The sequence below is a fragment of the Streptomyces sp. YIM S03343 genome, assembly GCF_054729195.1.
The window spans coordinates 163460-188094 of sequence record NZ_JBPUKX010000001.1 but is presented as its reverse complement, the minus strand read 5'-3'; the positions used below and the strand labels follow the sequence as shown (position 1 = coordinate 188094).

The 24635-nt window shown below is 69.2% G+C and carries 19 protein-coding genes and 1 pseudogene; 6 read left to right on the top strand and 14 right to left on the bottom strand.

Annotated elements, in window-relative coordinates:
* Positions 1–366: 366 nt before the first annotated feature.
* The 5 genes from ACSYGN_RS00880 to ACSYGN_RS00860 form a co-directional block, all read right to left on the bottom strand.
* On the bottom strand, positions 367–2379 hold the full coding sequence (locus ACSYGN_RS00880; protein ID WP_460390792.1) for a non-reducing end alpha-L-arabinofuranosidase family hydrolase: 2013 nt from the start codon (positions 2377–2379) through the stop codon (positions 367–369).
* Between the two features lie 818 nt (positions 2380–3197).
* Positions 3198–3461: a hypothetical protein gene (locus ACSYGN_RS00875; protein WP_460390790.1), complete on the bottom strand. Its 264-nt coding sequence runs from the start codon at positions 3459–3461 to the stop codon at positions 3198–3200.
* A 943-nt stretch (positions 3462–4404) separates the two neighbouring features.
* Positions 4405–4602: a hypothetical protein gene (locus tag ACSYGN_RS00870; RefSeq protein ID WP_460390788.1), complete on the bottom strand. Its 198-nt coding sequence runs from the start codon at positions 4600–4602 to the stop codon at positions 4405–4407.
* A 1629-nt stretch (positions 4603–6231) separates the two neighbouring features.
* Positions 6232–6732, bottom strand: coding sequence for a universal stress protein (locus ACSYGN_RS00865; protein ID WP_460390786.1), 501 nt, complete (start codon positions 6730–6732; stop codon positions 6232–6234).
* Between the two features lie 5 nt (positions 6733–6737).
* Positions 6738–7994 (bottom strand): SLC13 family permease, encoded by a 1257-nt coding sequence (locus ACSYGN_RS00860; protein ID WP_460403135.1) that lies wholly within the window; start codon positions 7992–7994, stop codon positions 6738–6740.
* 495 nt (positions 7995–8489) lie between these two features.
* Between ACSYGN_RS00860 and ACSYGN_RS00855 the strand changes: the two are divergent.
* Positions 8490–8717: pseudogene (locus ACSYGN_RS00855) on the top strand (transposase); the annotation flags it as partial.
* A gap of 195 nt (positions 8718–8912) precedes the next feature.
* Positions 8913–9425, top strand: a complete 513-nt coding sequence (locus ACSYGN_RS00850) for a transposase (RefSeq protein ID WP_460390784.1) — start codon at positions 8913–8915, stop codon at positions 9423–9425.
* A gap of 13 nt (positions 9426–9438) precedes the next feature.
* On the opposite strand, the gene ACSYGN_RS00845 is transcribed toward ACSYGN_RS00850, so the two are convergent.
* The 6 genes from ACSYGN_RS00845 to ACSYGN_RS00820 form a co-directional block, all read right to left on the bottom strand.
* On the bottom strand, positions 9439–10044 hold the full coding sequence (locus ACSYGN_RS00845; protein ID WP_460390782.1) for a nitroreductase family protein: 606 nt from the start codon (positions 10042–10044) through the stop codon (positions 9439–9441).
* Between the two features lie 137 nt (positions 10045–10181).
* Entirely contained in the window at positions 10182–10775 is a 594-nt protein-coding gene (locus tag ACSYGN_RS00840; RefSeq protein ID WP_460390780.1) for a hypothetical protein, read from the bottom strand.
* A 151-nt stretch (positions 10776–10926) separates the two neighbouring features.
* On the bottom strand, positions 10927–13806 hold the full coding sequence (locus ACSYGN_RS00835; RefSeq protein WP_460390778.1) for a type 2 lanthipeptide synthetase LanM family protein: 2880 nt from the start codon (positions 13804–13806) through the stop codon (positions 10927–10929).
* Positions 13807–14086: 280 nt separating this feature from the next.
* Positions 14087–14284, bottom strand: a complete 198-nt coding sequence (locus ACSYGN_RS00830; protein ID WP_460390776.1) for a DUF6229 family protein — start codon at positions 14282–14284, stop codon at positions 14087–14089.
* Between the two features lie 237 nt (positions 14285–14521).
* A complete protein-coding gene (locus ACSYGN_RS00825) occupies positions 14522–15559 on the bottom strand; it encodes a helix-turn-helix transcriptional regulator (protein WP_460390774.1) in 1038 nt (345 codons plus the stop codon).
* 44 nt (positions 15560–15603) lie between these two features.
* Positions 15604–19278 (bottom strand): S8 family serine peptidase, encoded by a 3675-nt coding sequence (locus tag ACSYGN_RS00820; protein ID WP_460390772.1) that lies wholly within the window; start codon positions 19276–19278, stop codon positions 15604–15606.
* A gap of 316 nt (positions 19279–19594) precedes the next feature.
* Between ACSYGN_RS00820 and ACSYGN_RS00815 the strand changes: the two genes are divergently transcribed.
* A complete protein-coding gene (locus ACSYGN_RS00815; RefSeq protein WP_460390770.1) occupies positions 19595–19981 on the top strand; it encodes a hypothetical protein in 387 nt (128 codons plus the stop codon).
* Here the strand turns inward: ACSYGN_RS00815 and ACSYGN_RS00810 are convergent.
* Entirely contained in the window at positions 19970–20143 is a 174-nt protein-coding gene (locus ACSYGN_RS00810; RefSeq protein WP_460390768.1) for a hypothetical protein, read from the bottom strand. The two genes, ACSYGN_RS00815 and ACSYGN_RS00810, sit on opposite strands and share 12 nt — an antisense overlap.
* 147 nt (positions 20144–20290) lie before the next feature.
* Here ACSYGN_RS00810 and ACSYGN_RS00805 point away from each other — a divergent pair, with 147 nt between their 5' ends.
* Positions 20291–20650, top strand: a complete 360-nt coding sequence (locus ACSYGN_RS00805; RefSeq protein ID WP_460390766.1) for a hypothetical protein — start codon at positions 20291–20293, stop codon at positions 20648–20650.
* 671 nt (positions 20651–21321) lie between these two features.
* Here the strand turns inward: ACSYGN_RS00805 and ACSYGN_RS00800 are convergent.
* Complete coding sequence (locus ACSYGN_RS00800) at positions 21322–21813, bottom strand: hypothetical protein (protein WP_460390764.1); 492 nt, start codon at positions 21811–21813, stop codon at positions 21322–21324.
* Between the two features lie 413 nt (positions 21814–22226).
* On the opposite strand from ACSYGN_RS00800, the gene ACSYGN_RS00795 reads away from it, so the two are divergent.
* Positions 22227–22628 carry a Mu transposase domain-containing protein gene (locus ACSYGN_RS00795; protein WP_460390762.1) on the top strand — a complete coding sequence of 134 codons (402 nt, stop codon included), beginning with the start codon at positions 22227–22229 and terminating at the stop codon, positions 22626–22628.
* Positions 22629–22908: 280 nt separating this feature from the next.
* On the opposite strand, the gene ACSYGN_RS00790 is transcribed toward ACSYGN_RS00795, so the two are convergent.
* A complete protein-coding gene (locus tag ACSYGN_RS00790) occupies positions 22909–23418 on the bottom strand; it encodes a group II intron maturase-specific domain-containing protein (protein WP_460390760.1) in 510 nt (169 codons plus the stop codon).
* A 306-nt stretch (positions 23419–23724) separates the two neighbouring features.
* On the opposite strand from ACSYGN_RS00790, the gene ACSYGN_RS00785 reads away from it, so the two are divergent.
* Entirely contained in the window at positions 23725–24456 is a 732-nt protein-coding gene (locus ACSYGN_RS00785; protein WP_460390758.1) for a polysaccharide deacetylase family protein, read from the top strand.
* Positions 24457–24635: the final 179 nt, after the last annotated feature.

The following is a 24635-nucleotide window of genomic DNA, read 5'->3' as shown; positions in this document are numbered from 1 at the left end:
GGCCGGCCGCCGAGCGGGCGGACGATACGTCGCGGGGGCCTGTCTGTCCGGCGCCCGCAACGGGTGCAGTCTGCGGTCGGAGCAGTAGCAAGTGGTCCGCCTTTGAAGGCATCGGCGCCGAAAGACTTCGGGCTGGAGACGTAGGTGCCGGCGCCCTGCGGTGACCTGGATCAGACCGGGAGTCAGGGATCCGCGGCGCGACCGCCCTTACCCTGCTTATCGTCACGGCGCGGACGTTCGGGTCCGAGAGGCCCGTCCGTGATGTGCGCCCAGAACACCGACGAACTCTCCGGCGTTGTCGCCGACTGTTCGAATCGCCGACGGGGAGGGCCGGGCCCCCGGACCGTGCCGGGGGCCCGGAGTCGGTCAGCAGGTCGAGTTGGTCTGGGTGAGGAGGCCGAGCCGCCACGGGAGGAGGTTGTAGTCGCCGCCCGCGTTGGGGTCCACGCCCTGGTAGAGGTACTGGAGTCGGCAGGCGGGAATGGTGAGCGTCTGGTCGTAGCCGGCCCGGATCATCTCGCCGTGACTGATGTCCCTGGTCCAGGCACTGGAGGGGAAGGTGACGTTCCCGGCCCGTGCGAACGGGGTGTTCTCTGACGCGGCCAGCGGCGTCCAGGAACCGGCCAGGCTGCCTGACGTCCAGGAGCGGAAGTATCGCCGGCCGTCCGATCCGACGGCCTCGACGAGAAGCAGATACTGGTTGCTGCCCTGCACCTTGTAGACGTTGCTCGCTTCGAACAGGGCGTACCTGTTGGAGTCCTGGGCCGCGATGACGGTGTTCGTGAAGCCGTTGGGGAACTGGCCGACGGTCGTCCGGGAGCGGTACAGGTGCCCGTTGTCGTCGGAGGAGAACAGGTAGCAGTCGGCGCTGTCGCAGATCACCCACATGTCGACCCAGTAGCCGTTGCCGATGTTCTGCCGGATGACGTCCGGCATCGACGCGTAGAAGTTGTGCGGCGCGCTCCACCCGTTGGGGTTGCTGATGTCGGGGTTGGTGGAGTACGAGGCGTTGCCGGTCTGGTAGACGAGGTACCACAGTTTCTGAGGCGCGTAGTAGAACACCTGGGGCGCGGCCCGGTAGCCGCTGCCGATGGCTGTGCGGTCCAGATAGTGGTGCGTGGCCGAGCCCGCCTGGGACCAGTCGCTGAAGCTCAGGTACACCAGGTTGTAGCCGGAGGAACTCGCAACGCTGGCGAACACGTGGTACTTGCCGTTGTAGTAGACGACCGACGGGTCCTTGATTCCGGCGATGTTGTGGGTGGCGTCCGGCTTCGGTGAGATCAGCGCGCCGCTGGAGCTCCAGGAGAAGCGCGAGGGCAGCGCGGCGGCGGAAGGGGCGTTGGCCCGCTGCGTCGCGACGGCGCCGCCCAGCGCGGTGAGTGCCGTCTGGTAGGCCGGTTTCTTGTTGCCGTTGCGGTCGAACAGCAGAGGGTTCTCGCCGCTGCGCCAGGAGTCGCTGTCACGGATGCCCCAGACGGTGATGCCGGTGCAGCGCGCGACGTTCATGCATGCCCTGACCGTGTTCGCGTACGCGGTCGGCGATGCCTGCGCGATGTCCAGCTCGGTGATCTGGACGTCCACGCCGAGAGCGGCGAAGTTCGACAGCGTCGTCTGGAGACTGGCGGGCGGGCCGCCGGTGCCGAAGTGGGCCTGGAAGCCGACGCAGTCGATGGGCACACCCCTCGACTTGAAGTCGCGCACCATGCGGTAGACGCCCTGGGTCTTCGCGGCGTTCCAGTCCTCGATGCTGTAGTCGTTGTAGCAGAGCTTGGCCGACGGATCGGCCGTCCGAGCCGTGCGGAACGCCTGCTCGATGAAGCCGTCGCCCAGCAGGTCCTGGAACACCGAGGGGCGGTGCTGGCCACTGCCACCGTCGGCGAAGGCCTCGTTGACCACGTCCCAGGCGTAGATCCGGCCCTTGTAGTGGTTCATCACGGTGGTGATGTGGTTGCTCATCACGCTGCGCAGCGTGTTGGCGTCGGTGATGGACTTGACCCAGCCGGGCAGTTGGGAGTGCCAGACGAGGGTGTGGCCGCGTACGCGCTGACCGCGGGATGCCGCCCGGTTGACGATCTGGTCCGCGGGGCCGAAGTCGAACGAGCCGCGGGACCGCTCGGTCGTGTCCCACTTCATCTCGTTCTCGGGTGTGACCGCGTTGAACTCGCGGTCCAGGACGGTGGTGTACGTGCCGTCGCCGAGCCTGCCGGCGGCCACGGCGGTTCCGAAGTACCGTCCGGACTGGGCCGCCTGGGCGCCCAGAGTGGACGCCTGGACGGCGTCGGGTAAGCCGGTCGCGGTCCCTTGCGTCATCATGACGGTTGCGGCCAGCAGGCCCAGGACCGATGCTCGGCGACCGCCGAGCCGTTTCAGCCAGTTCATGGTTCTCCCTCGCAGGGGTGGGTGGGGGGTTGGGGTGTGCGATCGATGAACCGGTTCAGGGCGTGGACAGCTCGAACCGTGCGACGCGGACCGCGCCGCCGAGTGCCTGCGTGGCGTGTACGTCCGGGCGAGTCGATGTCGAAGCCGAGGCGTAGTAGGTGTCGCCGACGTGGAGACGTCCATGCCCGTGAAGTCCTGCCAGATCACCGGGTTTGTGCACTCCGCTGCGGCCGCCGGCGCCCGGCGACGAGAAGAGAGGTGATCGGTGCATGACAGATCCATGGGTGGCGTTCTCCTTGTACGGCACGGCCGTTGCGGTGAGGCGTTGCCCGGAGGTGCCTTGCTTCGTTCATACGGAGCGGCTCCACTGCGTTCGCCTTGCCGAACATAGTTCGACTAGCGAGCACCAAGGATGATAGGGAGCCTGAGGATGCCGTCAACCCCTATCGCATTATTCGGTTCATGTTTCGAAACATTCGGAGTCTTGGGAAGCGGTGAGTGTCGCAGCTCAGCCCGGGACGGCGCAGACGTGCCACCTTGTTGATCTTCGTGAACCGCGCGGTCGGGGCAGGTTCGGTGGGTGGTGTTGCCATGTTCGGGCACCTGTCTGATGTCCGTGACACCCAGGGTTTCCGAATTAGAACCGAAATTTCGAACGACATCATGCCTCTGTGCAACGCCACAGAGGTGACAGGTGACCAGCCCATTGCGACCCTTCAGCCAAAGGAGCCTCTGTTGCCCAGACGACCTGGCGGACGACAGCTCCGCCTCCTCGCAGCAGCCGCGCTGTCGGTCACCGCGTCGGTGACGGCCTCCGCTCACTCCACCGCCTCGGCCGCGCCGGGCAGCCCGGCTCTCGCCCCACCGCCCAGGTTCCAGCCCGGCTGCATCGCGGCCACGCCCGCCATCGCATCGGCGGGAACCGGGGCCGGCGCTGCTGTCGTGTCAGCCCTGGCGTCGTCGCCGAACGTCCCGAAAATCGTGCCGTAGGTGAGAACGCCCGCGGCGAAGAGCGCCAGCGGCGCGCATACGGCCAGCCGAAGCCTGCGTCGGCGGTGCTGCGGGCCCTGCTGCTCTCTCATAACTCATCCGTTCTGGAAGATCAGGCCGGTGTCGCTCTTCAGTGGTCGCTGACGGGCAGAAGGTTGCCGCGTTTCACAGGACTCGCACAGAAGGGGCGCTGCCGTCTGCGGAGGGACGGCAAGGACGCGACGATCATGCGCGTCGTCAGCTGGTAACATGGCTCTCCGCGACGACGCCCGTCCACTGGATGCCCCTGGAGCAGGGCTCGTTCCATCGCTGATGCGGACGGCCACGTTTGCGTGGTCCGGAGGACTGTCGCCTGCCGGACCACGGGAAGCACAGCCAGCCACCGCCGGTGTCGAAGGCACGGCGGGCGCAGTAGCGGATGACCACGACGACGGCTGGCCGTATTCGAAAGATCCGCGGGGAAGACGCCCAACGCCGATGCCGTGGGTGCCAGGCTGCCCCATCGGGCACCATGCGCAGCTGTCCGCTGAGATGTGGCCTCAGACGTGTGTGAGTTGCACTGCGGCGTGTACCCGGAAGGGTATGACTCAGTCGAAGCGTGAGACAGAGCGAAAGTACGATGCTCCGTCGGCCGATGACACTTCGTGGCTCCCGGGTCTCACCGGCGTGGACGGCATCGAGTCGGTTGTGGAACGGGTACTCCGACGGCAGGGCGTCCTCCTCCGCACCAGGGCCTCGGCTGGGGACCAGCAGCACCCCACGGCCAGCGACTTGGGCCGTCGCCGATGCGGCGCCGGCCGCCCGCTCGCGGCCGACTGCTTGTCCATCCGGCGCAGGACCCGCTCGGCGACCGCGAGTTCGTCGCGCCTGGCGCGCACCTCCGCCAGCTGCTTGTCCAGCCGCTCTTCGAGGTCGTGCAGGCCCACGCCCCGCGCCACCACGCGCTGCCCTTCGCTGACGGCCGCGTACGCCGTCCCGGCCTGTGCTGCACCTAGCGACCCCGTCACCATGTTCCCGTGGGACGTTCTCGCGCAGTCAGACCCCGACCCGGTTGCTGCGGCCCACGCCGCCGACAGCGCCCCTGCCGACGGACGGCCGCAGCACGTGCGGCGCCGGTCTGGCCGCTGTCAGGGGGGCGGCATGGGGAAGCAGTCGGAAGGAGAGCGGGATAAGGAACATCATCCCGGTGAACGCGATGGCGAGCAGCCAGGTGGTGGCGGGTGGTCCGGCCACTCCTGAGACACCGGCACGCCTGTTACCTGTAAGGAGCCTTAACAGTTCCTCAAGCCAACCTTGATCAGAGTCATTGCCGCCTGTCACCTGCTGGGATGAGATTCGGGCGGCTCACCGCGGCCGCCGCTCTCACCCGTACGCTCTCGCACGAGGGCCGCGGAGAGCCGATTTCCAGGAGAACACAGTGGCGCACTCCCACCGGCAGCGCCGGCTCAGCCGACGGAAGGCCGTACTCGCGGCCGGATCGGCCTAGCGAGCGCAACACGGCGAACGGCCCTCATCGCCCTGGCCAACACCGACGGCGGGGTCCTGCTGCTCGGGTGTCCGAGGACGACCAGGCCCGCGCGGCCGGAGTTGACGGGGTCGCGCTAAGCGACAGCGAGGTGCTGCGCATCCGCAGCAATGTCGCTGACCTGGTCAACCCGTTGCCCACTTCGACGTCCTGCAGATCGAGGATCCCGCCAAGCCCGGTCACGGCTTCCTGATGATCGCGGTGCCCCGGAGCCCCTCCGCCCCGTACGGGGTCCTGGTCCACCAGGGCCTGCGCCACCCCCGACGGAACGGGGTGGGCATCGTCTACCTGTCCGAGGCCGAGCCGCAGCCACCTACCAGGACCGCTTTGCCCGTCGCCAGACCCGCCAGGACGAGCTGGTCCAATACGGACGTGACCTGATCGGCCGCCTGGACGTGAGTGAGCAGACATACATGACCGACCTGATGGCCCGCCCCCTCTCCGGCAAAGCCACCATCTCCTGGCGCGATCCGACATCACCGGATCAAATCTGCATCACAGGATGAAACGGCGGGAGAGCAAGCTGTTGCACACAGCGGGGCACCATCCGCGGCGGTAGGGCCGATCGTCGAGAGCTGCCCCGCCTGGATCCCCCCGTCCGTGGCCGGGCCAGTCGGCCACGGACGGCTGCGGCACGGCGGTCGATGTGGTCAGTCGGGTGGCCACAGAAGGCGTGGGCGCGCGTATATGTAAGCCCATGGCTTGCCGCCGTGGTCCACCTCGTGCCATCCCTCGGCCTGTAGGCGGCGGCGCAGCTGCTGCAGGGCCTCGTTCATCCCCGGCGCCCACGATTCCTGCGGTGTCATGGTGTCGGGGATACCGCGGACACGGGGGAATACGGGTCCCGGAACCGTGTATTTGGTCCAACGGGGATGGGTACCGGTGGCGTGGCCGACGAACCTGCTGTAGGCCTGGCCGGACGGCGAGGCCAAAGTAGCGATGATGCTTGCCCACCACGACGCGGCATTGACGTCTTCGAGCTCGATGACCAGCGTGTCCTGCTCGTCACGGACGGGGAGCCACCGCTTTCCTGCCTCGTCGAACCACTGCTGCCCGTCGGGCGAGTAGTGTCCGGGCCCCTGCGGCGGTCCAGGGTTACGACGACGTCGCGATGCAGAAATGACGGATCACCTCTTGCGGTTCTCCTGCCAATCAGCCCCCGAGCGGGCTCGATGGCGTGCGTGATATGTCATCGTTGACACTGCAAGCGTGCAGCTTCTCGCAGGGAGGGACTAGACGGCTCTGTCACAGAGCCGGATGGCCCCGGCGGTGTCCTCGTCGTTGGGCTGGAGCCGCTCCGCGATCAGCTCGCCCGAGCCCGCCTTGGAATAGATCATCTAGCGGTGGTGCGGCGGGTGGGGTGGCGGTGGGGGGATGGTGGCCGTGCTGGGTGCGGTCTCCGGCCAGACCAGCAGAACGGGGCAGGGGGCGTGGTCGACGATGAATCGGCTGGCGGGGCCGAGGCTGTGGGGTCCGAGGTGGGTACGGTCGCCGTCGCGGGCGAGGATGAGCAGGTCGGCACCTTCGGCGGCGGCCACGACTTCCCGTTCGACGCGGCCCGAACGTTCTCGCCGGGCGCATGGGCGTCCCAGACGCTCGGCCGCACTGGCCAGGAGCCGTTCGCCCGCTGCGGCGGCCAGGTGCTCCACCCGCGTGCCGGGGTCGCGGTCGGGACGTGCGCGGCCCAGCAGCCCGGCGTAGGCGCCGTGCGCGGCACCCGGCACCTCGGGGCCGGTGACGTGCAGCAGTACCACGTCGGCGCCCTTGGGCGTGTGGGTGCGCGCAGCGTCGACGCAGGCGGGCCAGGTGCCCTCCACGACCCAGACGATGACGGTCATCGTGTTCAGCCTCCGATCACTTGGAGTGACACCCACAGTGCCACCACCGAGAGGAGCAGCGCGGTGGGCACTGCGAACAGACCGAGCCGGGTGAACTCGCCCAGCTCCACGTCGGTGTCGTGTTCGCGCACGATGCGCCGCCACAGCAGGGTGGCCAGGGAACCGGCGTAGGTGAGGTTGGGGCCGATGTTCACGCCGAGGAGCACGGCCAGGACGGCGCCGGGGCCGGTGGGTGCGGTCAGCGGCAGCAGCACCAGGACGGCGGGCAGGTTGTTGATGACGTTCGCCAGGACGGCTGCCAGTGCCGCGATGGCGAGGAGGGCCGCCAGGCCGGTGTCGGCAGGAACCACGTGGCCGAGCGCGCCCGCGAGGCCGTTGTCGACGACCGCGCGGACCACGATGCCCAGCGCCAGGACGAAGGCGCAGAACGGCAGGGCTGCGGCCCGCGCGATTGCCGTAGGGGTTGTGCGGCGCTGGGCCAGGGCACGTGCCGCCAGGGTGGCCGCGCCCGCGGCCGCGGCCCAAGCGGGGTTGATGCCGAGCGCCGAGGTCAGCACGAAGCCTGCCAGAGTACCGGCCACCGTGAGCAGGGCGAACAGCGGCAGTTCGCGGGGCTCGGCGGCGGGCGGGGCCTCGGCGCCCGCGTCCAGGTCGGTGGCGAAGAAGCGGCGAATCACCACGTACTCGGCCCCGATGGCGACCAGCCAGGGCAGCGCCATCAATGCGGCGAAGCGGGTGAAGGCCAGGCCGCTGGCGGCGAAGGCCAGCAGGTTGGTGAGGTTGGAGACCGGCAGCAGGAGCGAGGCGGTGTTCGACAGGTGGGTGCAGGCGTAGACGTGTGGCTTTGCGCGAGCGCCCAGCCGGGCGGCGGTGGCGAAGACCACCGGGGTCAGCAGCACCACCGTGGCGTCCAGGCTGAGCACAGCGGTGATCAGCGAGGCCGTCACGAAGACAAGGACCAGCAGTCGGCGGGGGCGGCCGGCCGCCCGGCGGGCCATCCAGGCGCCGCAGGCATGGAACAGGCCCTCGTCGTCGCACAGCTGGGCCAGGACCAGGACGGCCGCGAGGAAGCCGATCACCGGGCCCAGCCGGGCGGCCTCGGACGCCGCATGGTCGAGCGAGATCGCGCCGGTGGCGATGACCACCCCGGCGGCGGGGAGGGCCACGACCGCCTCCGGCCAGCCCCACGGCCGGATCACCGCGCAGGCCAGCACCGCCAGGAGCAGGACGACGGACAGTGCTTCTGCGACTGGGGCGTTCAGTGTCGGGGCCTTTCCGGGGGATTCCTGGCACGAGGAGTTTGTCACACATTTCGCCTACTCCTGCGCGCACGGTCTCAACGTCATCCACGGGGGTGCCTGTGGCGTTCGGGTGGGGCTGGGCCTGGAGCCGTTCGCGCAGGTCGATCTCTTCGCGGGCGAGCGGGTCCTCGGGCGGTGTACGTACGGGCTTGGGCTGCGTGCCAACGCGTCTCGGAGTTGGAGCGGCTGCGGACGCCTCCGACGAAGTCGACGGGAACGGCGATGGCAGGGAGGACCGTGCAGAACACCGCCACCAGCCGCGTGAGGCCTGCACGGTAGGTAAGAGGTCCTTCGAGAACGCTCGTCGCGTAGCCGTAGTCATAACCTTGTCAATTGAGGTCCGGCGTCGAACGCGGCTCGAACTTGGTCGGGGTTTTCGCAGTTCAGCGGACGTGAGGGCGGCCTTCGTATGATCCTGTGCTTCGCCACAGAGTCAGAAGAACCGGTACAAAGGCCGTGGTTGCGAGCGTGGAGCGTCAGGGTGTCCTGCGGGATGTGTTCGCGGAACGGTCACGCTTCCGGACGGAGTTGTACGTGTGTCTGACCACGCGAAGCGACGCGTTGTTCGAGTTGTGCGATGCCCTGTTGTGCACGGACGGGTCGGTGCGGACGCCCGTCGACCTGGCGCTCGCCCCGGAACACCGCCGCGGGCACGGGGCTCTCTACGGCGGCCTCAATGAGGGACCGCCCGCCCAGCGGGGAGCGGTGGAGGTTGACCGTGGGGGCGAGCACGACATGCACGCATCGCCAACCTCATCGGCGGCCGCTGAAAGGTGAGCACCCGCCGCCATGGACCCCCGCCGCCTACTTTGCTGACGCGGCCATCGATCTTGCCCCCGCGGAGCCCAAGCCCACCAGCACCACCGGCGAGCGAGCGCGGTGGGCACCAAGTACGTCGGCGACATCTTGTACCTGCCGCCGGCCGACGTGGAATTCCGCTGTCTCGCGACCGTGATCGATCTCTGCTCACGGCGCCTGGCCGGGTGGGCGATCGCCGGCCACCTGCGCGCCGACCTCGTTGTCGACGCCCTGAAAGCTGCCGGGCGGACCCGCGGCAGTCTCGCCAGCGCCGTGATGCACACCGATCACGGGGCCCAGTACTGCAGCCCGGCCTTCGCCGACGCCTGCCGCTGGGCCGACGTGGCTCAGCCCATGAGCGCCATCGGCAGTTCGGCGGACAACGCCCCGGCGGAGTCGTTCAACGCGACCTGCAAAACGCGAGACCCTCCAGGGCCGCAGGGCCTGGAACAACGAGCGCGAGGTCCGCCTGGATCCCTTACGCCGACTCCACCGCTACAACACCGTCCGACGCCACTCCCGCCTCGGACACCGCAGCCCCATCGCCTGCGAAAGCGGACGAGTGTGTCCAAAGGCGCGTGGCCGGCCCACTGACCAGGCCGCGGCCTCACTCCCAGTGGTCGTAGAAGACGCAGTCCTCAGCAGGGCGCACCGACTTCGGGCCGGGCTCCTCGGCCGGGTAGCCGATCGGCGTCAGGAACAGGCACACCAGCCCGTCGGGCAGGCCGAGGATCCGGCTCGCGGCACGTGTGTCGAGGTGGCCGACCCAGCATGAGCCCAAGCCGTGGCTGGCCGCGGCGAGGACTACATGCTCTCCGGGAATGAGTGGTGAGGAGTTCTCCAGGAGCACGCGCATGGCGTCGCGGTCGTGGTAGGCGTTGAGATATGAGACCAGGTCGGTGCCGAACCGGTCTTTGTTGACCGCTACGCGGAAGTCGTCCTCGCCGGCCGTCGCGAGATCGGCGCCCAGCCACGCGCAATGCGCGATCACCACCGGTGCGCCGGCCACCCATTCCTGACCGCCCGCCGCCTTGGCCAGCGCCGCCTTGGTCGGACCGTCCTTGATTACGCCGAACACACAGCACTCGATCCCGCCGGAGGATGGTGCCTGCCGTCCCGCGTCCAGGATGTCCGCCAGGATCTCGTCTGGAATCTCTCGCGCCTCAAACCGGCGGACCGACCGCCGCGCCCTCACCGCGTCCATCAGCTCCATGCTGCATGCTCCCGTCAACATCGTTACGGCCCGGCGCAAGGGGGCCGGGTCCGCCGGGTCATCTGCCGGATCCGCCGGACCTGCCGGGATCAACACAGCCGCGTACCGATCTCACAGACCGGAACTCCGCGTTGAGGCTAACCGGCAAAGATCGGCCATGTCCATCGGGATCGCGCGCGCCAACGAGGTATGGCTGCGGGCACCATCGCCTTGGGAGGTGTTCCTCGGGCTGACCGCAAGGATCCTCCGCCCATGACGATCAGCAAATGCCACAGCGTTCGGACGCCTGCCAGATTTCCTGGCCGGGTGAGTGACGAGGCGACGACGATCAGGGGTGCCGCGGTGGGCGAGGACGTCCAGTAGGGGCCGTGCCAGCCCTGGCCGACCTGGCACCGGGGGCAGGTGAGCTGTCGGCGATCGGATTCGATGCGGAAGTCGTCCCGGTCGAAGCCTTCGTTTCGGCGGTGCCAGCGGGTTGGGTTGCCCGGCAGCGGCCCGCTGAAGGTGACGTGGTGTTCGCGCTCAGCTCGTTCGAAATGAGCGGGGGAGGTGTGGCCGCCGTCGGCGGGGTGCTCGGCGGGCAGCAGCCCGCGACGCGCCGGGCGGGCGTGGATGGCGGGCAGGGCCTTGGCGGCGGCTGAGGTGGTGGCCACGTCCGTGACCACATTGACGCTGTCGGAGGCACGCGTCTCGGTGACATGCGCGGCGAACTCCTTCCAGCTGTCTGCCATGGCCGGATGACCAAGGAAGCCAACCGTCCCGGCCTGACCGTACGTTTCGAATCCATCACCGCGACGGCCTGACCATGCACTCGGTGTTTCGGACCAGAGTCAAGCTCAGAGATCCTCATCATGGCGACGGGATCGGGGGTGGCTGAGTCTGTCATCGGGCTCGGTGATCTGGGCCGGGGGCGTGGTCGAGGAGGAGGGGGTCGGGGAGAGATGCGGCTGGGTTCATGCGCAGGAGGGTGTGGACGACTCCGGCGAGGCCGGCCATGAGACTGGGGGAGAAGGCTTCGCGGGCCAGGCCGCCGATGGGGCCGCGTTGTTCCAGGCTGGTGAGGATCTCCGCGTCGAGATCGGTGGCGCGGGCGGGGTCGAGAGCGGTGAGGAGTTCCCAGAGACCGAGGTCGCCGTGGCAGAGGGTGTGGCTCCAGCCGAAGCCTTCGGCGGTGCAGGCTTGGGCGGCGCGTTGTGCCATGTCGAGGCGGGCCGGATCGCCCGTGCGCCGGTGGAGGTCGAGCATGGCGATGCCGATTCCCGCGCTGCCGTGGCACCAACTGGTGAAGAAGTCCTCCTCGGCGCCGATGCGGGCGTCGAGCCAGTTGCCCTGGTGGGGTTCCCAGAGGGATTCCTGGTAGGCGAAGGCCTGTTCGGCGAGGTGCCCCCAGCCGTCTCGTTCAGGGGCGGTGCCCGCGCCGCTGAGGGAGAGACGGGCCAGAGCCCAGCCGATACCGGTGGCTCCGTGGGCGAAGCCGCCGATGCCCTCGGGGTTGAGCCTGGTGCTCCAGCGGGCGCCGGTGCCGTCGAGGACGGCCAGTCGGCTCAGGCGGTGGCCGATGCGGGCGGCGGCGGCCAGCCAGCGGCCCTGTCCGGTCGCGGTGGCGAGACCGAGCAGCGGGACGACGGCCCCGGCGGCGCCGTTGAGGAGGTCGACCTCGACGTCGTTGGCGACGAGCGGGCCCTGCGCCAGGGGGAGAGCCCGTAGGCCGGCTCTCCGCAGCAGCCAGTCCTCGCCGAGCACGTGGTGCAGCGCCAGCCAGGTCCACACCTGGGAGGCAGCGCCGCTGAAGGCTCCCGCTGAGGGCGGCGTGGGTGTCTGGTCCTCGGTGCCGATCAGGACCCGTAGTGCCCCGTTGAAGGTGTCGGCGACGCCGGGCACCTCGTCGGCCCGTCCGGCCCGCACCTCGGTCAGATACTCCGCGAGCGCCAGCGCGACGCCGCCCTGCCCCGTGTAGAGATCGGCGGGCAGCACCCTGATGGACCATCCCGCGGGCGTGAAGACGGGACTGATCCAGGTGACCGTGCCGTCCGCGCCGCGCACCGCCCCGTCACACAGTCGCCGTACCGTCTGCGCGGCCAGGTCACGACGGCGCCGTTCCCGGTCCCGGGCATGCGGGTGGCGGGCGGTGGCCTGCACCCGCCCGGGCAGCGAACGCTCGTTGAGGTAGGCGCCGACCAAGGCGTCCTGGATCACCGATTCCTCCAGCGGCAGGTCGGCCGTGAGCCAGTCCCGGACTGTGGCATCGATCGCGGTGGTGTCCACGGTGAAGGTGTACATCGGTACGTCCCCGGCGAGGAGGTCCGAAATCTCGCCGTCGATGGCCTCGCGGTCGGTGGGCGCGCCGGGGAGCACCTCGGCGTTGCGACGCAGGATGTCACGTGCCCGTTCGACGGCCGCGGGCTCGTCGTGCAGCGACGCCGGATGCCACAGCATCCGGCCGATGTCGACGTAGGCCTGCGTGGGCCGCAGGATCCGCCGGGCCTCGGCGCCTTCGAAACGGAGCAGCAGCCGGTGACAGTCCATGCCGGGGCGCCGCAAGTGCGCGGTCATCTCGCGGAACCCGGCAAGGATCCGGTCCCAGTACGCGCTCAGCACCGGGGCGGGGCTGGGGTGGTTGCCCGCGGTGGGCATGGCCACCAGGTCGACCTCGAAGCGGGCGGCACCGGTGCCGCCCTGCGCGATCACGGGGTGGGGGATCAGCGGCTGCTGGCCGGGCAGCGCGCCGACTCCGGAGATGTCGACCCCGCCGAGTGCGAAACCGGTGCCGCGTACCGGCAGCAGTCCGGTGCGCAACACCGTGCGGCGGATCGCTGCCGCGGCCACGTCCACCGCGTCGCCGCGTCCGCTGGGCGGGAATGGCGCGGGGGAGTCGAAGAGGGTCTCGGCGTCGACGACGACCGGCACCGGGCCGGCCGCGATCATGTTCTCGGCGTGCATGTCGGTGCCGCCCGTCAGACGCAGGACGGCCAGCCAGTGTCCGACGTTGCGATAGAAGGCGGCGAGTTCGGCGTCGTCGGCGCAGTACCGGTGACGGACGAACTCGGCCCAGCCGTAGCCCTCGCGGGCCAGCGTCCTCGGCACCCGGATGCGCTCGTGCGGCGCCGGGGCATCGGCGAAGTCCGCGAACAGCTCCTTCAGCAGGGCACCCAGCGCCACGTCGATGCGGGACGAGCGTGGCTTGTACATGATGCTCGCGTCGCCGAAGTCGACCCGGCTGACGGTCAGTCCGCCCCGGTGGGTGTCACCCGCCCCGAATGTGACGGCCCGCAGCCGTCCCGCGGATGCTCCGCACAGCGGCAGCAGGAGCTTCCGGTCTGCGGCGAACCGCCCGGCGAAACCGGCTGTCGCGGCCACCGAACGCCGTGCGACCGACGCGATCCGCCGACCGGCGACGGGGTAGCGGCCGGCCAACCGGTCGAGATAGCCCTCCTCGGCGGCCTCTTCGATGAACGCGGCCCATGTTGCCGTGTCGGAGCCGTCGTCCTCCCCGTGACCGGCCCGCGCACCGTCCCTCGCGATACGCAGCGCGTGCAGTTCGATCAGAAACAGACGGGACAGCTTCGCGTGCAGGGACCTGAGCAGGGCGGAGTGACCGGCCTCCAGCACCACGTCCCGTTCCTGGACACTGAGGCCGTCCACCTCCGCCAGCCGGCGGGCGAGTTCTTCCCGCCAGGGGCGGCCCAGGGTACGCACTGGGTGCGCGAACCATTCCGTCTCGTCCCTGTCCGCCGACTTCACCGGAGCCGATCCGTCCACCATCCACCATCCCTGTTCCACCGCGCGTGTGCGCTCGCCTGCCGATGCGCCAGGAAGAGGAGCGGGGGACTGCGCGGCCGGCCCGGGACAACCCTGCCCGTCCCTGGGGACGGTGCGGGTTTCGCTACGGCGCCGTCGCCCCGCTCCCGTTGTTCCGCCTCACTCCGCGCGGGCGGGCGTCCGCCTCGACGCCCAGCCGCGGACAACGGCCGATGTACGCGACACGGAGAAGGCGTTGCACGAACGAGCCCTCCGACGAAGGCCGCACGAGTGACTCAGGCGATCAGCAGCACCAACTGCCGTGCGACCCGCTCGGGCTGGAACAGAAACCGTAGAGGGAGTCGCTCGGGTCGGTGAGCGCGGCTTCGGCGGCGGTGCCACCGACGTAGAGCGGCCCCGCGGGGTTGACCTGTCCGTACGCGCTCTCGGCACCTGACAGCCAGGCGTCGAGCACGGCGGTGTGAAGACTGATCTGCGGCATCAGCGGCCTCCGGACATGGGAATTCGGGACGGTTCGCCCAGCCCCGAGTATCGCCGAGACCGAACATCCGTCAGCCGGCTAATCCGGCCACAGTCAGGCAGTGCTTCCGAGGCGCGGGGCCACGCCTGGGGCGGGTGGTACGACACAACACCGAGAACCTCAAACACCCGGAGGAGCACGCAGCGCTGCCGGCCGAGTCTGCGGTGACGGGGTGCGGCCCTGCACCATGGGACGACCTCACAGCCAGCCGCGCTGCGCCGCCCGCACCCCCAGCTGGAACCGGCTCGCCGCCCCCAGCCGTTCCTGCAGCTCGCTCACCCGTCGCCGCAGCGTCCGCAGGCTCACTCCCATATGCCGGGCCACCGCCTCGTCCTTCATCCCCGCCGCCAGGAGCCGCGTCAACGACCGCTCCTCCTCGGAGAGTTCACAGTCGTCGTCGAGGCGGCCGAGCGGTGTCGCCTGCTGCCAGGACATGTCGAACAGCTTCTGCAGGGCCTCGGTCACCGCCGAGTGCCGCACCACGACACAGCAGTAGCCGCCCGCCGCCGACGCGGTCAGCGGCATCAGCACCCGACACCCGTCCACGATCAGCAACTTGACCGGAACTGACGGCAACGCCCGTGCACGTTCGCCGAGTTCGGCCATCCGTAGAGCCTGGGCCAGGACCTTCGGGTCCTCCAGGGCGGTTACCGCGTAGATCCCCCGGGAGACGATCCCACGGCGCAGCAATTCGGCCTGGAGGTCCTGCTGCGGAGCGACCGGCGCGAGATATGGGGGAGTGTCGAAGAGACACACCTCGTGCTCGGCCCGGGCGTACAGCTCCTGGAGCCGAGCCGCGATGGCCCCCTCACCGGAGACCACCTCCACCAGCCGGGCCGGATCCTCACGCAGCAGCCCCGCCTCGTATACGGTCGTCAGCTCCTCGGCGGTCGCGGCGAGCAGCTCGGACTCCGTCTCACGCCGCCGGATCAGGGCCCGGACCGCCACCCGCGGGTCGACGGCACGCATCCCGCCCATGGAGTCCGGCGGCTGGAGCAGCCCGAGCGCGAGTAACCGGTTGCAGGCCTCGCGCACCTGGGCCGGGGAGCCGGCGCCGGTGAGCAGTGCCCAGCCGGCCGCTCCCGCGTCGGGCTGATGGAGGATCGCCTGGTAGACCAGCTCCTCGAAGACGGAGACCCCCACCGCGGCCCAGGGGCTCGCGGCAGGGGTTCGTCCCGCAGCCGGTCCGGCTGTCGCCGTGCTCGGTCCTACCGTGTCGTACGCCTTGTTCCCCATGGCCCGGCACGGTAGAGGACCTTTGTTAAGACTGCCGCACCCCGTTACTTCAGGCCGAACGCCTGTATGACCGTCTGGTCGATCGTGTTGCCATCGGGGTCGGCGGCCTTTACCCGCAGCGACACGAACCGGGCGCCCTCGGGGTGCCTGAGCTCCGCCTTGCCATGCCGCACCTTCGCCTCCTTCCAGGAGGTGCCGCCGTCGTAGGAGACCCAGGCCTTCAGACCGATGGCCGTGACCTTGCCCGCCTGGTTCCGGAGGGAGAGCCCGAGACTCGACGTCCGGTCGCCGTCGGTGCGGTTGAGGAGGTCGAGCCCCGGCAGGTCGTAGTCGACCGAGAGCAGCGGCAGCGCCGCCCGCTGGTCCGTGTGCGCCGAGATGAAGGACCATTCGGTGTGGCTGCGGGTGGAGTACACGGCCCAGTCGGCCGTACGTTGCGCGTCGAGCACGAGGCGGTAGGACGTCTTCGCCGCCGGGACGTCGAAGGTGCCCAGTCCACCGCGGGTGGTGTCGCCGACCAGTTGGCCGTCCGCGTACAGCGTGCCCTTCGCTGTGTCCTGGACGCCGTCCACGGATGCGTAGTGGCCCGGCGTGGCGTCGCTCAACTCCGCGATCTTCAGGGTGAGCCGGTCACCGGTGCGCTCGGAGACACCGTTTGCCCTGGTTGCCGGGCGGAGGACCTGCCGCAGCCAGTCCTCGGCGGGCCGTCTGCCCGCCGTGTCGAAGACCTGCAGCGAACCCCACTGCGGGCTGTTCGCCCGGTAGTCCGGATAGACCGCGTGCCAGATCCGGCTGTCGGAGACGTTGTAGTACTCGGTGCGCTCCGTGCCGAGCCGCAGGGTGTCGGTGGTCGAGATGTCGATCAACTGACCGGGGCGGTACCGGTACACGCTGTCCATGCCGACCGCACCGGCGGCAGCCGCGTGGTAACGGACCTTCTGCCGGGCAGTGTTGGAGCTGTTCAGCTCGTAGGTCTGATCGTTTGAGACAGCACCGGCCTGCGGGAACTGCACGTTGTACACGTACGGGCTGACCGCGGTGCCGTCCAGCTTCAGCGTGACCTTCCGCCCGCTCTTCAGCAGGGCCCCCAGCTTCGCGCCGTCCTCGCCGGCGGCGATCATCAGGGGAATGGCTGCGCTCTTCACAGAGGCGATCCAGAACCCGGGTGCCTCGTGGTAGGCGATGACGTAACCGGCCCCGGCCGCCGCCGCGTTGGCCAGCGCCTCGTCCGCCGTCTGCCCGGCGGCCACCCGGACGACCGCCACCTTGCCCTTGACGTCGAGTCCCTCGAAGTCGGCCGCGGTGCCGGTGCCGGCGTCCACCGCCCGCACCGTCCGGCTGCCGTTGATCTTCACCGGGAGGCCGGTGAAGGTCTGCGCGTAGGACAGGGGCAGCGCGTACTTCCCGGGGCTGACCACGGCTGCCTTCAGCTCCTTCGCGTACAGCCGGAACCTGGAGGAGAACTCGAATGTGCCCTTGGTGACGTGCTCGGTCGGAGCCACATAGATGTGGTCGGTCCAGTAGCCCTGGCTGTACGTCAGCCCCAAGGAGCTTCCCGGGCCTTCCCGGTGCCAGCTGGTGCTGAAGCCCTGGAACTCGGAGTCCTCCTTGGTCCTCGGCTTGATCTCGACCGCCTTGCGGGCGTCGAGGACGACCTCGGTGTTCCCGGTGACCTCGATCTCCGGGTCACCGACGACCGAGGTGCCGACGGCCAACCTGGCCGAGTCCAGGTCCGGGATCCAGGCCGCCGTCGAGTATGTTCCGGCCGGTACCTGGAAGGTCTCGTCCTTGCCGATGAAACCGTACGTGTCCGGGAATGCGCCGTTCAGCTCCTGCAGCATGAAGAGCGAGGCCCCGGCGGACGGGTTGCCGTCACGGCCCTTCACCGTCACCTTCAGGTCGTAGGTCTTCGCCAGTTTCTCGAAGCCGACGCCCGTGGTGACCCGGACTCCGCCGGCGCTCGCCGTGATGTGGCCCGTGTACCGTCCCTTCGCCAGCCCGGCCGGGTCGACGGTGACCGCGACCGTGGCGCTGCCCTTGGCGGGCACGGTCACCGCGTCCGCACTGGGTACGGCCTCGGCAACATCGGACGACAGCTGCAACTCCACAGGTTCGTCAGTGGTGTTGGTGTAGGTGATGTCCTTGCTGCCGGCTTCGGAGGCGCCGTCCGTATATTGGCCGAAGCTCAGCGTCGGCGTCGCGAAGACACCCTGCCGCACCGCCCGGACGGCGTCGACCCGGCCGTCGCCCTGCTCGAACGCGGAGCTGCCGGGAGCGGTCTTCGCGGTGGTCGCCAGGGCCTCCTTGATCTGCTCGCCCGTCCAGTCCGGATGAGCCTGGGCGACCAGCGCCGCCACACCCGAGACATGCGGGGTCGCCATCGACGTACCGCTCGCTGCGGTGTAGTAGCCGTCGACGGGCGTGCCCATGGTGGTCCCCGCGGCGCGGGCCGCCGTGATGCCGACACCCGGTGCGGTGATCTCCGGCTTGACCGCCGAGTCGTCCAGGCGCGGTCCGCGGCTGGAGAACGAGGCCAGCTGGTCGGACCTGTCGACGGCGCCCACCGTGAGCGCCGAGTCCGCGATGCCCGGGGTGCCGATGGTCTGCCCGGATGGGCCCGTGTTGCCCGCCGCGACCACGAAGAGGGCACCGGTGGACGCGGACAGCTCGTCCAAAGTCTCGCTCAGCACGTCGGAGGAGCCCGAAGCGGTGCCGCCCAGCGACATCGACACGATCTTCGCGCCGGAGGCCGCGGCCCACTCCATGCCAGCAATGATCCACGACGTCTGGCCCTCGCCGGCGTTGTCCAGCACCTTGCCGACCAGCAGCTCGGCACCCGGCGCCACGCCCTTGCGTCTGCCGTCCGACGCCGCGCCCGAGCCGACGATCGTGGACGCCACGTGGGTGCCGTGACCGTGACCGTCCTGCACGGACTCGTCCGGCACGAAGCTCCTGGACTCGGCGATCCTCCCGGCGAGATCCGGATGCCCGGCGTCCACCCCCGTGTCCAGGACCGCCACCTTGACGCCCGTGCCGTCATAACCCGACTGCCACACCTCTGGCGCGCCGATCTGCGGAACGCTCACGTCGAGCGACGCCTTGACCTGCGCGTCGAGCCAGATCTTGCCGATACCGTCGCCGAGCCGTCGCGCGGACGCAGTGGTGGGCTCGGTGCCGAGTGCGGGGGCGACGTCCGCCCAGAATGCGGTCGACTTCCGGGCGCTCAGCGCGGCCCCGTCGATCCCGGGGAGCGCGAGCGTGCGGCGCGTGCCGTCGGGGGTCTTGCTGCCCTTCTCATAGGTGGCGATCACGGGGGTGGTGCCGGTCCTGGCGTCGGTGTAGCCCTGCTTCACCAACTGGCTGACGTTGAACAGGGCCGGGTCGAGGCGGCCCGCCTGGATCAGCGGGATCGCGTCCGCCGGCAGCACGCTGACCTCGCCGCCGCGTTCGCTCGACAGAAAGGTGGCGGACTCACGGCCCGCGCCGCGCCGGACCTCGACGGCCTGCTTGCCGTCCGGGCCGGTGGACAGGGACACCGTGTCGCCGGTGATGAGGGTGACGGTCTGCGTCGCGGGTGCGGCTGCCGCTGCCCCGGCCGGGACGCTCGTGGCGTCCGGGCCGGTGAACAGGAATCCGGGGCCGGCCGCCGCGGGCGACATCGCGCCCGCGAGCAGCCCGGCCGCTCCCGCCACAGCCCAGACGGCGTGGAGTCTTCGCATGGTATGGACGTCCTCCCCTGAGCACGGATAACGCCTCCGCCTGTGAGCGGAAGCCGCGATCAGGGTGAACGCCGCGCCGGAAGGGGCTCAAGGGATTCCGGTGGCCGAGGAGTGCCAATGCCTGCTTCGGCCACGGCAGTCGGCCAGCCGCGACGCCGGGGCACATCCTCACTGCCGAACCCGGAACGGTTCAAGTCGGCGGATGTGCACGGTTGTCGGCGGAAACGCCGAGACGGTCACGAGAGCGGCGTTGAGCCGTGCCGCATCAGCCGGAACCTGGTCACGCGGGTTGGACCCGGGAAGCTAGGCTTCTGCAATGCCCCAGCACCAGTACGTGTGCTCCGCGCTCGAGCAGTTGTCGATCATCGACGGTTTGAGCACGCTGCCTTTCCCCGGAGAAGAGGGAAGGCCCGGAGCGGACGGTCGGTGGAGTGGACCCGGGTTTCACCTGGCCGTGATCCGGGAGAGCCGGGACTTCTGGGAGGACCGGAGCACAGTGATCGTCGAGGCTGCCGAACGGGACCTGGAAGCCGACCTTGCCGCCCTGGCTGTCATGTTCACGGGACGATGGGGTGCTTCGGAAACCGTTGATCTGTGGCCGTATCTCGGCTTCGACGACCACGGCCCTGACGGCAGGACTCGCGAGCCGCTCCAACGCACCAGGTGCGCACCCACCCGCCCGGTGGTGCGGCTATCGGTGTAGAGCCACCACGGTGTCCACCACCGCACGGGTCCGTTCAAGCTGCTCGTCGCGCAATGCCTGCAGATTCTGGACGACGTCCTTCGGTGCGTCGGCGAGGACCTGGCCGACGAAGTGCGCGATCACCCCGCACCCGGTGCGCATCGTCCATCCGGTGTGCAGCACGGTCCGCACACTCGCCTGCCGTTGTGCATCCACTCGGTGGGCGATGCTCGCCGGTGCGGTCCGCGGCGCGGGAGTCTCGGTGAAGTGGATGCCCGGGCGTCGTCGGTGCGCACCGCAGCATCGGGTGCGCGGTATGGGGTGCAGTCAGTGGCCGGTCTCCCGGCCGCGGTGCGTTCCGGGCTTCTGCGGGTGGTGCGCCTGCTGGTCGTCCTCGCGCACCGGCTGTACTGCGTCGGCATCGTCCCGGGCGGCTGCAACGTCGAAGAGTCCCACCAGGGCCGCGCGACATCCGTCATCACCACCATTTCCTACCTCGGCTTCCTCCTCGGCCCCGTCTACGTCGGTTCGTGGGCCGCTGCCACCGGACTGCGGGGGGCCATGACCGCCGTCGCGGCACTCGCCGCCGCCCTGTTCCTGCTGACCTCACCACTCCTGGGACTCAGCAGATCCACCGGCAAAGGAACCCGCCACCCGCGCCCACGCGACATCAAGAGCCGCCGACATTGAGGCCCGCCGATCGCTGCGAAACGGCTTCCGAAGCCGCGTCGAAACGACTCCCCCGGAACTGGCACAGCCGGCAAGGTCCGCCAGACCCCTCAACCGGGTACCCCACAGCCCTCAGAGAGGTCCACCAACGCCCGGAGCGGCTGGCCCACTTCACCATGCTGCCTCCGTTTCGCGGAGGCGGCGACGGGCGCGGTGGACCCGGGCGGGGGAGCGGCTGCGGGCGTACGCCACGGTGACGCTGGGGTCGGGGATGCTCAGCCTGTCGGTTCGCGCCTTCCCGCTCGACCCACTGTGCGAGGGCGGACAGGCCGTGCTGGAACGCCTGTTGCGCGCCTTGCTCGGGCCCTCCGTCGGAGGCGTGGCCGCCGGATGGGAGGAGGTGCCTCAAATGGCCGCACACCCAGCTGGGGAAGCCGCTCCTGCTGCTCGGTGGACAGCTGCGTCCGGGTGCCCGGCTGCTTGTGCCGCTCCAGCCACTTGCCCAGGTTGTTCTGTGGCAGCAGCGCCATGCCCAGGCCATGACCAGGCCACTCCCGTACGCCCTGGTGCTCGCCGATCGGGCAGACGAAGGTGCCCCTGCTGCACTTTCCTGTGCAGCAGGGGCACCTTCGTGCGGGTGATCCTCACGCCGGGGCAGACAACGGCGGCGCTTGAAATACAGACTTGCTCCTCTACGGATGGAAGATCTCCTGCGCGGCGGTGATCTGGCTGTGGCGGTTGACGCGGTAGTAGAAGTACGGGGTGTTGGTGAGCTTGTGGTTCACCAGCCACTTCGGGGTGACCTTCACGGTCGTGCTGTCGCGGAGGACCTTGACGGAGGCGCCTGACGCGAAGCCCAACGACCGGGCCGGTCCACTCGGGGTGTAGACGACGTTCTCGTCGTTGTGTGTGTTCACCTTGCACGTTTCCGGAGTGACGCGCACGACGGTCTTGCCCCGGACGTTCTTGGCGGAGTCCAGCTTCAAGAAGTGGTCGTACCCCGCCGGCAGGTAGCACGGCCGCCACGCCGTAGCCCCCGTGGTCCTGGCCGAACTGGCCTTGGTGGATACGGCCGTGGTGCTTGCCGCCGCGTTCGGGCTGGCGTTGGAAGGCCCGCCCGCGATGGCAAGAAGCGCGGCGGCGGAGGCGAAGACGACGGCACCGGAGACGTAACGGTGGTTCATGAACATCCTCTTCTACGAAGATCTGCTTACGCCAAGGGAGATACCGGACCGAAGGTAGGGGTTTCGCCGATCGCGGGCTGTGACGGAACGGTGACAATCGCTCTTGGCTGAGACGATCGGCCGGCCTGGCGCTTCTGATGCACTGCCTATTTCGGTGGCGTCCCGCGGCGGCTCGTCCCGGACGACCTGAAGACCGGCGTCGACGAGCCCGATCTCTACGACCCGGAGATCAACAAGGCGTAGGCCGAACTCGCCACGCAATACGGGTTGAGCGGCCGATGCCCTGTGTCCGCGACTCGTTCTGGCGGGGACGGGAGTTCACCTCGATCGAGCACATGCAGGTCGAGGCCGTGACCTGGAGTCAGCAGGTTGCCGGCCGGCGGAAGTGCCGGCCGCTGGGCGGGACCCCTCCGATGACCGTGTTCGAGGCACTGGAGGCAGCAGAACTGCTGCCCTTGCCGCCGACGCCGTTCGTGCTGATGCGCTGGTCGACTGCCACGGGCGGCCCGGACATCCACATAAAGGTCGGCCGCACCCTCTACTCGGTGCCGTGGAAGCTGATCGGCCGCAAGGTCGACGTCCGCTCCACTGCCACGATGCTCCAGGTCTTCCACGACGGCCAGCTCGTCAAGACCCACACGGCCCTCGACCAGGGCAAACGCACCGACATGAGCGACTACCTGCCGGAGAAGATCGCCTACCAGATGCGGACGCCGGTCTGGTGCCGCAGCCAGGCGTCCGAGACCGGCGGCGCCTGCCGCGAGGTCGTCGACCAGCTGCTGGAAGTCAACGTCCGCGGAACTGACCCGACTTGATTGCCGAGCGCAGGTCGTCCAGGAACCGCGACACCCCGATCTCTGCTTCGATCCGGCCGGGCGTCAGCCCGTCCGAGCCTGCAGTACGAGCGCCGCGGTTGGCCTCGACGCTCCACCACGCAACTTTCAGCGTGGCAGGGTCGTGCACGAGGCTGTGAGGTCGGCCCGGGGCGCCCTGTCAGCATTGCTGCTGGTGGGTTTCCCCGGACCGCCTCCCGCACCCGGCATACCCGTCTCCGGGCACCGGGTGCTCCACAAGCCCCGTTGGGTGACCGTCGGATCAGGCCCTGCTCGCCCACGGAGTGGGAATTGCTGCTCCCCGGTAGCGGTATCGAGTCGTTCCGAATCGTCCCGGACCAAACAGCGCCGTCTCGCCGTTCTTCGGCCACCACTGGCTTTGGCAATAGCGGCGGCGCAACTGCTTCCAGTTCGCCCGGGGGCGCTTTCGTCGCAACCATCCGATGACCCTGCGCCAAGTGAAAGCACGCAGGAACCGGAAGGTGGCGCTCGAAACTCCCGGCTGGAAGTAGAGACACCAGCCCCGCAACACAGGGTTGAGCCTGTGCAGCAGGACTTCGAGCGGAAGGGCGGTGGTGTGGTCGTCCGCGTCCACCTCACGCTCGTCTCCGTGAATGTGGGCCGTGGCCGCGGCGGCAGCGTCGATCCGGTCGTTCTTGCGGCCACCGCCACGGGCGAGTTGACGGACGCGGCTGGTCGCCGAGGCAGGTACATCGACGACGCTCTCGCCGCGGGCGACGAGCCACTGGGCCAGGTGGCGGGCCGAGCCCATTGGCGTTCTCCACCACCCACTTGCGCTGCGGCCACCCCCGTGATGCCTTCCATCGTCGGCCAGGCCGATTCCTCGGCCATGGCGTCATCACCGTACGGGATGGAGGACGTCGCAGCGCGAGGGGGAGCAGGCCCGGCCCGCCCGCTTCCCGTTTTTCGCGCGACAGCCAAAGGAACACACTCGCGCGGACGAACCCAAGGACTGGAAAGGCCGTCAATCAGCACGTCGGGCATCATCCGATCCAGGGAAAGGTCTCCCGTGCCTCCATTCGTGCGAATACGACGGTCGCGCATACTCATCGTGCTCGTGGCAGCAGTGACCGTCGTCCTGACTGTCGCGGTGATCATTGCCCTGACGGTCACGACGTACGATCACACGTCGCCGCGTGCCGCCCGGGACAAGGCATCCGGATCCGTGGCCGGACCCGTCGACTGCCGTAAGGCGAAGTGCGTGGCCCTCACCTTCGACGGTGGCCCCAGCCCGACGACCCCCGGGCTGCTGGACATCCTGAAGCGGGAGCATCTGCACGCGACGTTCTTCGTACAGGGCGCCGGCCACATCGGGAAGTACCCCGAGATTCTGCGTCGTATCTCGGACGAGGGGCATGAAATCGGCAACCACACCTGGAGTCACAAGATCCTTACGCAGATCGATCAGGACGAGGCGCGTCAGGAACTGACGCGCACACAGAGCGCCATCGAGAGGATCACCGGCACCAGGCCCGCTCTGATGCGCCCGCCGCAAGGCCGCACCAACCGCAAAGTGGCCAAGATCTGCCGAGAGTTGGGTTTGGCACAAGTGCTGTGGAGCGTCACGGCCAAGGACTACGAGACGACCGACTCGGCCCTGATCACCGAGCGGGTGTTGGACCAGACCCACCGCGACGGCATCATCCTGCTGCACGACCTGCACAAGGGCACCGTGCCCGCGGTCCCTGGGATCCTCAGGGCGCTCAAGCAGCGCGGCTACACGATCGTCACGGTGTCGCAGCTGCTCGCCCCGGCCAAGCCCCAGCCCGGTATGGTCTACCGGCCCTGAGTCAGGGTCAGATGGGGACACCGGACATGACCGGACAACCGATGGTGTCCATCGACTCGTAGCGCACGGTGGACTCAGCGTGCTGGTCACGGCGGGGGAGTACTGGACCGGCATGATCCGGCTTCATTTGCCTTACCAACATCCTGAAGTACGCCGGCGCCCGCAGCCGTGTCCCCCTG